Below are 13,083 nucleotides of genomic sequence, written 5' to 3' on the forward strand. Positions count from 1 at the left end.
TGAAAAAAAAGGAGTGACACTATGGCTGCCACATTAACGACGACAAGCTGGACGGACAAAATCAAACAATGGAGGGACGATTTCCCTCAGCTTCCTCTGGACGGTTTTTTGGAACAGCAGTCTTCACAGATCGCAGACAAACCCTATGATGAACAGGCAGATGCTCTTATCCTCAAGTGCCTTGCCGAAATAGATGAAGCGGCACCGGACTGGACTTATGCAGCCAGCCGGATTCAGCTTACCCGTATGTACGAAGCCTCTGCCGGGAACCGCGGCACAACGAAGGCCTATCAAAATTTTCATGGCTTGATTGAGACGCTGATCGAGAAACAGATTTACACACACAAGCTGCTCACCTATTACAAAAAAGAAGAACTGGACGAACTGGAACAGGTTATCACACCGGAACGCGATCACTTATTTACGTATATCGGTCTGAAAACGCTGTCGGACCGTTATTTGGCAAAAAGTAAGTCCGGGGAGATTTTTGAGCTCCCTCAAGAGCGTTTTATGATTATTGCCATGGTTTTAATGGCCCAGGAAAATGAAAGCAAGCGCCTCTCTCTTGTGAAAGAAGCGTACTGGGCCCTCAGTCACCTGTATATGACCGTTGCTACGCCGACCCTTTCCAACGCCGGAAAAAGATATGGACAGTTAAGCTCCTGTTTCATTGACACCATCGATGATTCCCTCCAGTCCATCTATGACAGCAACACTGACATCGCCAATTTGAGCAAGCATGGCGGGGGCATCGGTGTGTACTTAGGAAAAATCCGCAGCCGAGGCAGCGACATACGTGGATTCAAAGGAGTCTCCTCAGGGGTCCTTCCATGGATGAAACAGCTGAACAACACCGCGGTCAGCGTGGACCAGCTCGGCCAGCGTCAGGGAGCGGTCGCCGTCTATCTGGACGTATGGCATAAGGATATCTTTCCGTTTCTGGACAGCCGGCTGAACAATGGGGATGAACGTCAGCGCACCCACGATTTATTTACAGGGGTATCCATCCCCGACTTATTTATGGAAGCCGTGGAAAACCGGGAGGACTGGTATTTATTCGATCCTCATGAGGTGCGTACGGTTATGGGCTTTTCTCTGGAAGACCACTTTGATGAACATAAAGGAGACGGCTCTTTCCGGGAAAAATACCAGGCCTGTATCGAAAACCCTGATTTGTCCAGGGAAAAAGTGCCCGCCATTGAAATCATGAAGCGGATCATGATCGGTCAGCTGGAAACCGGGACCCCTTACATGTTCTACCGGGATGAAGTAAACCGTATGAACCCCAACAGCCATCAGGGCATGGTTTACTGCAGTAACCTCTGTACAGAAATTGCCCAGAATCAAAAAGCGACCGTGCAGGAGGAACAGTATGTCGAAGACGGAAAAATCATTTCGGTAAAAACCCCGGGAGATTTTGTCGTCTGTAATCTGTCCAGTGTCAACTTAGGCCGTGCCGTTCCTGCCGGCGTGATGAAGCGCCTCGTAAGCATCCAGGTTCGTATGCTGGATAATGTCATTGAACAAAATACGATTCCAGTCCTTCAAGCGCAGTTAACGAACCATTCCTACCGCGGAGTCGGTCTCGGTACCTTCGGCTGGGCGCACCTTCTCGCCAAGAAGCAGCTGGACTGGGAATCAGATGAGGCTCTCGAGTATACATCCGAAGTGTACGAAGCGCTAGCCTATCATGCCATTGAAGCAAGCAGTGATCTGGCCGCTGAAAAGGGAAGCTATCCATATTTTGAGGGATCCGACTGGGAAACCGGAGAATTTTTTGTTAAACGGTCGTTTGACCAGGAAGGTACGTGGAACTGGAAAGCCCTGCAGGAGACAGTCTCCCGGCAAGGCATGAGAAACGGATATTTGATGGCTGTGGCGCCGAACTCCAGTACCTCCTTAATTGCCGGCAGTACAGCAAGTATTGATCCGGTATTCAAAAAATTCTATTCCGAGGAAAAGAAAAATTATAAAATTCCAGTGACAGCTCCCGAACTGAACCATGAAACCTACGGGTACTATCCATCCGCTTATGATGTGGATCAGCACGCAAGCATCCGCCAGAACGGCATCCGCCAGAAATATATTGATCAGTCCATTTCCTTCAACCTGTATGTCAGAAATACCATTCAGGCCAAGGAACTGCTGGCGCTGCATATGGATGCATGGAAAAACGGTCTGAAAACCACTTACTATACCCGCTCCACTTCAAGTTCCGGAGACTTTGATGCATGCGAAAGCTGCTCATCGTAAAAGGAGGCCAAGACTTATGGAAACATTAAACAAACGAAAGTTAGTCGACCACGAAGCACCTAATGCGTCAACCGGAATCGTCAACGGACGCAGCTCCAATATATTGAACTGGGATGACACCCGCTATCCGTGGGCCTACCCGATGTATAAAACGATGCTCGCCAACTTCTGGATTCCGAGTGAAATCAACATGAGCAACGACCTGAAGCAGTGGCCGGAGCTGAGCGCTCAGGAGCAGGAATCGTTCAAGAAGATTATCGGCCTGCTCGCTTTTCTGGATTCGGTCCAGACTGATTACTCAGGAAAAATCGCGGATTATCTAACCGATTCCAGTTTGTCCGCTCTCATGCAGGTGCTGGCATTCCAGGAAGTTGTCCATAACCAGTCCTACTCTTATGTCCTGTCCTCCCTGGTAGACCAGCAGGAACAGGAAAAGATTTTTGAATACTGGAAGCACGATGATGTCCTGATGGAGCGCAATCAGTTCATTACCGACGGTTATCAGGATTTCATTGATGCCCCCTCCCTGGATTCCTTTTTGAAATCCATCGTCTATGACGTCGTCCTGGAAGGACTGTTTTTCTATGCCGGGTTCGCCTTTTTCTATAACCTTGCCCGTAACCAGAAAATGGTCTCCACCAGTACAATGATCAACTACATTAATCGTGATGAGCAGATTCACGTGAGCTTGTTTACACGGATATTCAATGAGACGTTGAATGAAAATCCTCAGCTTGATGCCGATGCTTACCGTGAATTCGCGAAAGAAACGTTCCAAACCGCGACAGAGCTGGAGATCAAATGGGGACGCCACCTTATCGGAGATCAGTTCCCGGGCATACCGATGGACGATCTTGAAGATTATATCCGCTATATCGCAAACAAACGGTGCCGGATGCTCGGCACGGATAAGCCCTACCCTGAACAGGATACAAATCCATTCAAGTGGATCCGTGCCTATCAGGACGTGGATGAAGGAAAGTCGGATTTCTTCGAACAAAAATCCAGACAATATACAAAAGTATCCGATACGAACGGATTTGATGACTTATAAGCCTATCGAAAAGCCTGCCGGGACCCTTGTGTTCCAGCAGGCTTTTTTCTCCACTCATGAACATGTCAACTTTCCTGACATATTTACAATAAAGGTATTGATTTTTCAGAATATTTCACTTATAGTAAATAACAACTACTGCGCATGTCATATTTCCTGACATGAATATGAGGAGGAAATGAGCCTATGAAAAAGGTCGAAGCCATCATCCGTCCCGAAGCATTCCAGGAGCTCCGGCAGCAGCTGGACACCCTCGGAGTCAAGGGGCTTACCGTTTCAGAAGTAGCGGGCTGCGGTCAACAGAAAGGTCAGGAAGGAATCTTCCGCGGGAACCGCTTTGAAATCAAGTTGTACCCGAAGGTCAAGGTTGAAATGGTCATTGAGAACCACGAGCTCGGCTCTGTCGTAGATGTCATCCTGGAAGCCTGCGCTACTGATGAAGTCGGGGATGGGAAAATATTCGTATCCACCATCGATGAAGTCTTCCGGATCCGGACAGGGGAAACAGGCAAACAGGCACTTATTTAATTTATAGGAGAGGACGATTCATTTATGAAGAAAGTTATTCCTTTATCACTGTTGGCGCTTTTCAGCTTTCCTGCCGCCGCCAGTGCTCAGACGACCGTAACCGCTGAATCTGTGCTTCAATCCGTTGATATGGCCTGGGTAATGATTGCCGCCTTTTTAGTATTCTTTATGCACGCAGGCTTCGCAATGGTCGAATCCGGATTCACCCGCTCGAAGAACGCCTTGAATATCCTCATGAAAAATTTCATGACGATGTCGATCGCCGCTGTTCTCTATTTCATTGTTGGTTACGGCATCATGTTCGGATCGTCCGGAGGCGGCCTCATCGGTCTAGACGGCTTCCTATTATCCGGACAGGAAGATCAAATCGGATTCTTCGTCTTCCAGGCTGTCTTTGCCGCTACCTGTGCAACAATTATTTCAGGTGCTGTAGCGGAACGTATTAAACTGGGATCCTACCTTTTACTTACGATTGTGATGACTGGTTTCATATATCCTGTTGTCGGCCACTGGGTATGGGGTGGAGGCTGGCTCGCTGAACTTGGGTTCGTAGACTTTGCCGGGTCCACCGTCGTCCACCTCACGGGTGCCCTGGGTGCCGTCACGGCCGTTCTATTCCTCGGACCGCGTATCGGAAAGTACAGTGGAAAAACCGTGAATGTCATTCCTGGACATAACATTCCTCTCGGCGCCCTCGGTGTTTTCATCCTATGGTTCGGCTGGTTCGGGTTCAACGGCGGAAGCACACTGGCTGCCGATCCATCCCTCGTCCCTTCTGTCATTGCAACTACACTGCTGTCCGCTTCTGCCGGTGTACTCGGGTCAGGTTTTTACTCGTATGCGAAGTTCAAACGTATCGACGCCTCCTTGACATTAAACGGCGCCCTTGCCGGCCTTGTCGGGATCACAGCCGGTACAGCAAACGTATCCCTGGCCGGCGCCATTGTTATCGGATTGATTGCCGGTGTCATTCTTGTGGAGGCCGTACAGTTCCTTGACCGCGTCGTACGTATCGATGACCCTGTAGGCGCCATCGCAGTGCACGGCATCTGTGGAATCTGGGGTACATTGGCTGTCGGATTGTTCGCTGTCGAAGGTGGTTTACTATACGGAGGCGGAGCATCCCTGCTTGGCATTCAGGCCGTCGGCATACTTGCTGTCATTGCCTGGACAATGGTAACGACTGCAGCTACAGTGGCTGTCATTAAAGCAACTGTCGGCATCCGTGTTTCCCGTCAGGAAGAAATTTCCGGGCTGGACTTCGCCGAACATGGTTCTCAGGCGTATGAAAGCTCCAGAGGAATCTTCAACGAAAATCTTGATTACGGTTCTAAAGATTTCGGAGTCGGATTGCTGCACCGTTTAAACGACCTGCAGTCTGAACAGGTCCCGGAAAAACCAAAGGAAAAAACCGCACAATAAGTGAAAAAGCAATACCCTGCCCCTGCCAAAAGGGATAGATTCACTCCACCGTGAATCTATCCCTTTTTAGTTCCTTTCGTCTATTTTACGAACACACGTTCTTATTTTTCGAAAATTATGGTATCCTTGTAGATAGATACCGTTCCCTATCATAAACAGAACTTTGTACTAGAAAGGGTGTGAGGCCTGATATGAGCACATATGAAGCCCTCATGATCATGTTTGCGTTCGGAACATTCATCATTACACTCCTTGCGCTCATCATAAAAATGAACAATAAAAAATAGACCTTCACGAACGTGAAGGTCTATCCTGTCTTCCTGTGCGAACGGTATCGCGGCGGCAGCTGCATCTGCCGCCGATTCTCTTATATTATAGCATAAATAGGAGAGAACATAAGAAAAAAGTTTACCGCTCACACGCCGTTATTCCTCCATCAGCTTCTTTATTTCTACACGCTCTGCCCTATCATTCCTTATCATCCGCCAGGTTTCACGTGGAACAGCTTTTATGATCCCGCAAAGCAGACAAGGATAATCCGATCATTACGACGAATATAAAAGGAAAAGACAACGGATGAAAACTTTTTTCCAGGGAGTGTCGTCTAAACAGATGAGGTGGGACAAATTGATACGCAGACAGCGGCCGCAGCCTACTTATGAACCCGATGAACTGGATGAACAACGGATTGAAGAATGGATACGCCAATACGGCCATGACCTCAAGTGGCTCGCTTATTCTTATGTGAAAGATTATGCAGCAGCCGAGGACATTACCCAGGAAACCTTCATCAAAGCCTACCAAAGCTACCACTCCTTCAAACAAGAATCTTCTATTAAAACATGGCTGTACAAAATTAACGTCAACTTATGTAAAGACCACTTGAAAAGCTCCTATATGAAGCGTGTCGTTAAAAAAGGAACCGAACTGTTCAGATCGATTCCTTCTCCAAGAGAAAACCCGGAGGAATTGGTGCTGCGCCAGGATGAAGACGAAGCACTTCTTGCCCACGTATTAGCTTTAGAGGATAAATACCGGGAAATCATCATCTTCTACTACTTCGAAGATTTTGATATCAAAAGCATGGCAGACGTCTTGAATACCAGTCCGAACACGGTTAAGACAAGGTTGAGACGGGCCCGCCAGCTGCTTCAGGAACGGATGACAACGGAAGGGAGTTCACAGAGTGAATGATTTGACGGACAGAAAATTAAAGAAAATGAACCACCGCGTCAAGTACGACCATGTTCCATTTGATGAACGCTATATGAAGAAAAACGTGATTCACACGATGAATCACGGAAAGACCCGGCACAAGTCCAGCTTCTTGATGAAAAAAAAGCTGTGGGTCCCGGCTTTCGTTACAGCAGCCGCTTTTACAGTCACGTGGAATACAAACGGCCCCTCTACAGAAGAAGCTGGTTCAATGGCCTACCAATCCACCCCAAGCCATGTGAAAGTACCCGCTCCTGCAGCAGGTGCCGATATTGCTCATACCTCTTCAACGATGGTTCGTGAAACGTATATCATTTATGAGGATGAGGAATTTCATCAGACTAACACTCTTGTTTCCAAAGAACAGCTCGGTGAAGTCGTCGGCGTTATCGGCCACCAGTCTCCCGGCGAAGAAGCCGAACCTTTGACCCAAGTGAACAACTTCCAGCCTGAAGCGAAGATTTATACAATCAAAGGAGAAAATCAAACAGACAAAGTGGCCGTCCAAAGCTGGCGCAACACAGGAATCGGATCGCCTACTGTCAGCACACAAGGGTATTTCGTATTTGAAAAACTTCCTTCAAGCAGTTCCGACAGCTGAATAAATGAATAACACAGAATTGAAGACCTCTCCCGGAACAGGTGGCTTCGTTATACGGCGGTCAGGGTTCCCCCTGAAGGGCCTCCGAGATCCTTCCCACATACGAAGAACACAGCCACCTTTTAAATAGAACCCCCACCCTGACCTGAATCTTCCACAAAAGGACAGTCATTCTTTCCGGCGGCTGTTCTTTTCTATTTCGCTCTTCAGATGATCCAAAGACTCCCAAATGGTATCTTTAATCCTCGGATTATAAAAAACCGCAGCGGGATGATACAACGGGATGATTGTATATGTTTTTTCGGTCAGCTCATAGCCAGTATCCCTTTTTTTCTGAACAGGAACCTGAAAGGATTGCCCAATCACGTCTGTCATCTTATCTTTCTTCCCGGTCAACCGTTGATAAGCGACACCTCCGAGGGCAATAATGATTTTTGGATCCATTTCGGCAATCTGGTAGTCCAGCAGGTGGGCGTGAGCATCGATTTCTTTTTGATTGGGCTTCCGGTTCGCCTTCCGCCTCCCTCCACTCCCTTTTTTATTTGTATCCACCCACTTATAAGGACGACTCCTTACAACGCTTGTAATATAAACCTCTTCCCTTGATAGGCCTGCATAATCCAGGTGCTTGTTCAGCTCGTCTCCGGCACGGCCGATGAACGGCCGGCCTTTAACCGCTTCATTCTCCCCCGGCGCCTCTCCGACAATCATAATGTCCGCTTTCTCATCCCCGGACCCGAGAACAAATCCTTCCACATCGTAGGGTTCCATATTCTTTTCCGCCTCATTAACCAGCTCTTCGGGCCATTTCACAGCCATCTCCCCCTTACTTTTTTATTTATGTTCCACCAGGACCCGGCTGTTACACGCGGACCTCCGGATTTCCCTCTTCTGTCGTATAATCCGGCAGTAGGATGACACGCTATAAGAAAAGGAGGCGGTATTTGTGACAGAGCAGGATATGGCTGACATTTTCAGCGATTACGGGTATAGCAGCGTCTACCATCGATTTAAAACACCCCTGTATGTAACAGGACTGCTGGATGACATGGAACCAGAGCTCTTGGAAGACTTTTTCGAGCACATGGAGCTCTCTCCTCAGTTGTTCTTTGATGAATTCCGCTTTTGGATTCAGTATTATGCAGCCTCTCAGAATAATCATTCATAAAACAGGAAGGTGTTTCATATGAGCCAGGATGGACGTATTGTTTCATTAACTTCAGGCGAAATCGGGGTGCTGTGGTCCGGATATCTAGGAGAAACACTGATCAACTGCGTGATGGACAGCTTCCTCCAAAACGTCAAAGACAGAGATGCCCATAGACTTCTGGATTTTAATGCCTCTTTAGTTAAGAAGCGGATCAAGCACTATCGACAGGTTTTCGATCAGGAAGGCATGAAAACACCGGAGGGATTCGGTGAGCAGGATGTGTTCCTCGATGCTCCACGCATGTTTTCGGATAAGTTTTATATTTTCTATCTAAAAGAAATGAGCCGTTCATCGATTCTGAATTATTCCAACGCGATGTTCGCCTCTCACCGCCGTGATATTCGGATGTTTTTCCTTAAAAGTCTACAGGAGTATGCCGACATTTTTAATGCAGCCATCGAAGCTCTCCTTGAGAAGGGGATCGTTATCCGCACACCCGCCATTCCTATACCTACCGACGTCAAAATGGTGGAGGACCGGTCGTTTCTGGGACACATAAAAGGGTCACAGCGGGCCATTTCTGCTTTGGAAATCAAAGAGTTGTACATCAATCTTGATACGAATATGCTTGGGAAGTCATTGATGATCGCCTTCAGTCAATCCGCTGATTCTGATGAATTGCGTAAGTATATGGTGAAGGGACGAAAAACTGCCCATAAGCATATCCATTACTTCATCAATCAATTGATGGAGGAAGACCTGCCCGCTCCCCAGCTGTGGGACCCTGAAGTGACGGAATCTGATGTTCCTTTGTTTTCTGACAAACTGATGTTTTACCACGCAGGACTTGCTGCATCGAACGGCATGGCCAACTACGGAACGGCCCTGGCTCAAACAGCACGCAAAGATCTGTCTCTCGCCACCGCCCGGCTTCTGTTTGAAAGCGCCCGCTTCTCCGCAGAAGGCTTTCATATCGGAATTAAAAAAGGTTGGATGGAGCAGCCTCCACTTGCGCCGGACCGCCCACGCCTGTCTGAATAACAAAAAGCAGGAGGAAGCTTCCCCCTGCTTTATTATTTGATCTGAAAAACGAGATACGTCGTCACAAAATAACTGATGATAATTAAAACGGAAGGCAGCAGGTAGCTCCAAGGCTGCACCTTTCTCCTGGTTATGCTGTAAATAATCAGCAGGATAAACAAAATCGAAGCCGCTCCTGTAAAAAGGTTCGCAGGAGAGGACTGCTGAAGCAGATTTCCTTTGATGTAAATCAAATCGGTAATCGCCAGGATCATTAAATTGAAGGCGTTACTGCCCAGCAGCGAACTGATGCCGAGGTTGAAATTCCTTAACTTTAAAGCCGTCCCTACACTGACGGCATCAGGAAGCGAAGTGCTGATCGCTACTAGGAAGGCTCCGATAAACGAGGCCCCAATACCAGTAATCACAGATATCCGTTCGGCTGTAATCGTCAGGACACTCCCAATGACCATGATTAAAAAAGCATACATGATAAACCTGAACAACACCTGCTTGTACGTAAAGTCCTTATACCGCTCGTTCTGCTTCTTAACTTTCCTCCCCTGATAGGACGTCCGGTCATTGATGAATTTAGACCCGATGAAATACAGCACTATCACTGCGATGGAAGTATAACTGATATGGAAAATATGGGTCGGCAGCGTCAGACTCAATCCAGCTATGACGATGATTGTCATATAAATAACCAGCCAGCCGTACATCTTGCTTTCCGCCGTGGCATGGGTAAGGATTTGATACCTTCGATAAACGATATCAAAAATAGCCAGCCCCATAATATTAAATAAGTTACTTCCAATTAAATTACCAACAGCCAGATCAGGACTGTCAATAATGATTGCTGTAACACTTGATGTCAGCTCCGGCAGGGATATGGCAATTCCGATGATTGCTCCCATAAATGCAGAGGACGCTTTCGTTTTTTCCTTTACCGCATCTCCATATATCGATAATCGGGAAGCTACAAAAAATGTGCTCACCCCTGATAATATAAAAAGCGTAAAAATGATCCAGCTGCTCATATAATCACTCCAGACTCAATTCTCGCAACTCCTACCCCATACCCCCGGGAATCTGCGTATAAACGAAAAGACCAGCGTTTTCCGCTGGTCTTTTCTGGATATCAGGATTGAGGAACTGGTTCGCTTTCATACTCTTTGATCAAATCAGCGGTCAGCTGGCCGGAAAGTGTCACCATAGGGACACCGCCTCCCGGGTGGGTTGACCCGCCAACAAAGTACAAGCCTTCAAACACCTGACTCTTGGAAGGAATTTTAAATCCACCATTGGATTTCTTATCCGCTGCAATACCGTATATGGAGCCCCCGTTCGGACCGTATAGAGCCTCCAGATCTTCCGGAGTAAAACGGTATTCAAACTCAATCGAATCACGCAGACCTTCAATTCCCATACGTTCCAGCTTATCCAGAACTACTTCCCTGTAGGCATCCCAGTCGACAGGCTTCTGCTTTTTGCCCTTCATCGGCGGAACGTGTGTCAACACAAACAAGTTGTCCTTGCCTTCCGGCGCCTGGGTTTCGTCGGAACGAGCAGAAATGCCGATATAGATGGTTGGGTCGTCCGCAGGCTTTCCTTCTTCAAAAATCTGCTTGAACTCTTTTTCAGGATCTTCAGAGAACAGGAAGTTATGGTGCTTCAAGTGATCGAACTTGCGGTCTGTACCAAGAAGCAGAACTAGACCGGAAACCGTTGGATCGAATTTCTTCTCCAAGGATTTCGTTTCCTTCTTCACTTTCGATGTCTTCGGTGCCAGCTTTCTGTAAGCCGGGATCGCTTCGAGGTTGGAAACGACAATATCAGCTTCGTGCAGGGTGCCATCTTCCGTTTCTACACCTGTCACGCGGTCATTTTCGACGACAAGGCGCTGCACAGGTGTATTCAGATGAACATCGACGCGGAGTTCATCCATCAACCGGCCCATCCCCTCTGCAATCTTATACATGCCGCCTTTGACATAGTGAATGCCAAGACCCAGCTGCACATAAACGAGCTGATTCAATATGGCAGGGGCTGAATATGGGTTGGAGCCCACGTACATGACGAAATAGTTGAACAGCTGCTCTAAATAAGGATTGTTGAATTGTTTATGCGTGGACTTCGCAACCGTACTCAACGGATCCATCTGCATCAATTCGTTCAGCTTGTGATGTTTCTTCAAGTCTTTCAAGTCCTGGATGCTGTACTTATAAAAGCTCTTCATGCACAGTTCATACATATCCTGGCTGTAGGAAAGGAAATCCGTCAGCTTCCGGTTCGGGCGGTTCGTCACTTTGGACATTTCCTCCAACATGTTCGGAAGGTCACTCGTTACATCCACCTGTGTACCGTCTTCAAAGAAGGTGCGCCACTGCGGCTCCACCCGCTCCACTGTAATATAGTCTTCCAGACGTCGGTGAACACTGGCGAAGAGCTGCTCCAGCACCCACGGCATCGTCAATATGGATGGGCCTGTATCAAATGTAAAGCCTTTACCTTCGCGGCGGTTCAACTTTCCGCCTATGTTGCTGTTCTTTTCAATGACCTTTACATCATATCCATCTGCGGACAACCGGATCGCAGCGGACATCCCGCCCAGTCCTGCACCTACAACAATCGCTGTTTTCTTATTCAAACCCATCCACCTCCAAATTTAATAAACAAAAGGAATGAAGCGGTACCTTTTTCCACACCATTCCCTGTACATCTCGCCGTGTTCTTTCGTCAACATCGCTTCTTCGAGCCGGATTCTATGTAGTAAAGCGATCGTTATCAGTATGCCAAATAGAACAGCGGGATAGACATTGCCGGTTCCGAGACAGAAGCCGACAACAATGAAAAACAACCCTGTATACAAAGGATGACGCAGCAGCCGATAAGGTCCTGAACTCACGAGTCTGTCCCCTTTCCGTACCGCCACATTCCTTGTAAACTGCTCCTTCAAATGGAGAATCCCCCAATACCGGAGAGCCGTCCCAGAAGCATACAAGATCAGTCCTGTCCACCATACCCAGCGGGCAGTGGTGATTCCCACCGCGCCTTCCCTTAATCCAAGGGAAGAACCGACGGTCAGTACAACAATGATAAAGATCAGCGGAAAGGAGCGGCGCTCCTGGTCACCACCGTCAGATCTGTCGTTTCGGAAAATAAAAAACTCCGCAAGCCAGAAGATGGTCACCAGTATAAAAATCAGTTCAAAGACAGACAAGGCAGCCCCTCCTTTCCACATGCATAGCTGCTACTAATCTCCTTTTCCCCTGTTCTTTCATCCGTAAACAGGTCTTGCCCATCCCACAGAAGGGCTTTAGTATATAAAGAAAGAAAGGAGCATCAAGATGGAAGTATTTTATTGGATCTTCATCCTCTCCGCTGTAACCGCTACTTTTTTCGTGATTTTCAAAAAGTTATCAAGAGGAACCTACTGGACAATCGCAATTCTCGCTCTCCTCTATCTGATCGTCCTTTCCTACAGCCTGCTTACCGGCACTCGTTAAGCCCGGTCTTCTCTGCGCTGTTTATTGATAGCCTCCCTGATGTGATAGAGCTCTGCATACATAGCCGTTACATAAACCAGCAGAATACTCAGAAACATGGAAAGGATAAAGGATGTTCCACCGAGATCGAACCCGAGGACAGCGGAAAAGCCGACAACTGCCCCGATAATCACCCCGATGGCGGTTAAGTAGATAATTTTTTGGAACGTTACAGAATAAAACATGGGAACACTCACCTCTTCCTACTTTTATATCTATCTTCTACTATACCCCTGCAGGACTTTCCTTACACGTCGAGATGCGGATGTTCCCCGGCGCTCCCTCCCCCCTT

Annotated in this window: 15 protein-coding genes; 10 read left to right on the forward strand and 5 right to left on the reverse strand. The window is 47.7% G+C overall.

The window, feature by feature from the left end:
* Positions 1–21: 21 nt before the first annotated feature.
* The 7 genes from QMA39_RS17045 (at position 22) to QMA39_RS17075 (ending at position 7,073) form a co-directional block, all read left to right on the forward strand.
* Positions 22–2,253, forward strand: a complete 2,232-nt coding sequence (locus QMA39_RS17045; protein ID WP_281659395.1) for a ribonucleoside-diphosphate reductase subunit alpha — start codon at positions 22–24, stop codon at positions 2,251–2,253.
* Positions 2,254–2,269: 16 nt separating this feature from the next.
* Positions 2,270–3,307, forward strand: coding sequence for a ribonucleotide-diphosphate reductase subunit beta (locus tag QMA39_RS17050; protein ID WP_027956850.1), 1,038 nt, complete (start codon positions 2,270–2,272; stop codon positions 3,305–3,307).
* Between the two features lie 186 nt (positions 3,308–3,493).
* Complete coding sequence (locus tag QMA39_RS17055) at positions 3,494–3,835, forward strand: P-II family nitrogen regulator (protein WP_027956851.1); 342 nt, start codon at positions 3,494–3,496, stop codon at positions 3,833–3,835.
* Between the two features lie 24 nt (positions 3,836–3,859).
* Complete coding sequence (locus QMA39_RS17060; protein WP_281659396.1) at positions 3,860–5,257, forward strand: ammonium transporter; 1,398 nt, start codon at positions 3,860–3,862, stop codon at positions 5,255–5,257.
* 191 nt (positions 5,258–5,448) lie between these two features.
* Positions 5,449–5,544 (forward strand): putative holin-like toxin, encoded by a 96-nt coding sequence (locus tag QMA39_RS17065; protein WP_156896547.1) that lies wholly within the window; start codon positions 5,449–5,451, stop codon positions 5,542–5,544.
* A 340-nt stretch (positions 5,545–5,884) separates the two neighbouring features.
* Complete coding sequence (locus tag QMA39_RS17070; RefSeq protein WP_281659397.1) at positions 5,885–6,451, forward strand: sigma-70 family RNA polymerase sigma factor; 567 nt, start codon at positions 5,885–5,887, stop codon at positions 6,449–6,451.
* The gene (locus tag QMA39_RS17075) at positions 6,444–7,073 is read left to right on the forward strand and encodes a hypothetical protein (RefSeq protein WP_281659398.1); all 630 of its coding nucleotides are present in this window, start codon (positions 6,444–6,446) and stop codon (positions 7,071–7,073) included. The genes QMA39_RS17070 and QMA39_RS17075 overlap by 8 nt, the downstream gene beginning before the upstream one ends.
* Positions 7,074–7,241: 168 nt before the next feature.
* Here the strand turns inward: QMA39_RS17075 and QMA39_RS17080 are convergent, their stop codons facing one another.
* On the reverse strand, positions 7,242–7,886 hold the full coding sequence (locus tag QMA39_RS17080; RefSeq protein ID WP_281659399.1) for a uracil-DNA glycosylase: 645 nt from the start codon (positions 7,884–7,886) through the stop codon (positions 7,242–7,244).
* Positions 7,887–8,019: 133 nt separating this feature from the next.
* Here QMA39_RS17080 and QMA39_RS17085 point away from each other — a divergent pair, with 133 nt between their 5' ends.
* Together QMA39_RS17085 and QMA39_RS17090 are read left to right on the forward strand one after the other, a co-directional pair.
* Positions 8,020–8,241 (forward strand): hypothetical protein, encoded by a 222-nt coding sequence (locus tag QMA39_RS17085; protein WP_281659400.1) that lies wholly within the window; start codon positions 8,020–8,022, stop codon positions 8,239–8,241.
* 18 nt (positions 8,242–8,259) lie between these two features.
* Positions 8,260–9,264, forward strand: coding sequence for a DUF3231 family protein (locus QMA39_RS17090; RefSeq protein WP_281659401.1), 1,005 nt, complete (start codon positions 8,260–8,262; stop codon positions 9,262–9,264).
* A 32-nt stretch (positions 9,265–9,296) separates the two neighbouring features.
* Here the strand turns inward: QMA39_RS17090 and QMA39_RS17095 are convergent, their stop codons facing one another.
* From QMA39_RS17095 to QMA39_RS17105, 3 genes are all read right to left on the reverse strand, one after another.
* A complete protein-coding gene (locus QMA39_RS17095) occupies positions 9,297–10,283 on the reverse strand; it encodes a sodium:calcium antiporter (RefSeq protein WP_027956857.1) in 987 nt (328 codons plus the stop codon).
* A 101-nt stretch (positions 10,284–10,384) separates the two neighbouring features.
* A complete protein-coding gene (gene crtI, locus QMA39_RS17100; RefSeq protein ID WP_281659402.1) occupies positions 10,385–11,893 on the reverse strand; it encodes a phytoene desaturase family protein in 1,509 nt (502 codons plus the stop codon).
* 18 nt (positions 11,894–11,911) lie between these two features.
* Positions 11,912–12,466 carry an isoprenylcysteine carboxylmethyltransferase family protein gene (locus tag QMA39_RS17105; protein ID WP_206935709.1) on the reverse strand — a complete coding sequence of 185 codons (555 nt, stop codon included), beginning with the start codon at positions 12,464–12,466 and terminating at the stop codon, positions 11,912–11,914.
* A 127-nt stretch (positions 12,467–12,593) separates the two neighbouring features.
* Here QMA39_RS17105 and QMA39_RS17110 point away from each other — a divergent pair, with 127 nt between their 5' ends.
* Entirely contained in the window at positions 12,594–12,752 is a 159-nt protein-coding gene (locus QMA39_RS17110; RefSeq protein ID WP_281659403.1) for a hypothetical protein, read from the forward strand.
* On the opposite strand, the gene QMA39_RS17115 is transcribed toward QMA39_RS17110, so the two are convergent.
* A complete protein-coding gene (locus QMA39_RS17115; RefSeq protein ID WP_206935705.1) occupies positions 12,749–12,976 on the reverse strand; it encodes a hypothetical protein in 228 nt (75 codons plus the stop codon). The two genes, QMA39_RS17110 and QMA39_RS17115, sit on opposite strands and share 4 nt — an antisense overlap.
* Positions 12,977–13,083: the final 107 nt, after the last annotated feature.

The sequence above is a fragment of the Halobacillus sp. Cin3 genome, from assembly GCF_947311855.1.
GTDB classification, from domain to species: Bacteria; Bacillota; Bacilli; order Bacillales; family Halobacillaceae; genus Halobacillus; species Halobacillus kuroshimensis.

Bases quoted from the DNA above. Each gene is read 5' to 3' on its own strand.
- QMA39_RS17115 (WP_206935705.1), bottom strand. From the start codon at position 12,976: ATGTTTTATTCTGTAACGTTCCAAAAAATTATCTACTTAACCGCCATC.
- QMA39_RS17050 (WP_027956850.1), top strand. From the start codon at position 2,270: ATGGAAACATTAAACAAACGAAAGTTAGTCGACCACGAAGCACCTAAT.
- QMA39_RS17065 (WP_156896547.1), top strand. From the start codon at position 5,449: ATGAGCACATATGAAGCCCTCATGATCATGTTTGCGTTCGGAACATTC.
- QMA39_RS17095 (WP_027956857.1), bottom strand. From the start codon at position 10,283: ATGAGCAGCTGGATCATTTTTACGCTTTTTATATTATCAGGGGTGAGC.
- QMA39_RS17110 (WP_281659403.1), top strand. From the start codon at position 12,594: ATGGAAGTATTTTATTGGATCTTCATCCTCTCCGCTGTAACCGCTACT.
- QMA39_RS17090 (WP_281659401.1), top strand. From the start codon at position 8,260: ATGAGCCAGGATGGACGTATTGTTTCATTAACTTCAGGCGAAATCGGG.
- QMA39_RS17055 (WP_027956851.1), top strand. From the start codon at position 3,494: ATGAAAAAGGTCGAAGCCATCATCCGTCCCGAAGCATTCCAGGAGCTC.
- QMA39_RS17060 (WP_281659396.1), top strand. From the start codon at position 3,860: ATGAAGAAAGTTATTCCTTTATCACTGTTGGCGCTTTTCAGCTTTCCT.
- QMA39_RS17045 (WP_281659395.1), top strand. From the start codon at position 22: ATGGCTGCCACATTAACGACGACAAGCTGGACGGACAAAATCAAACAA.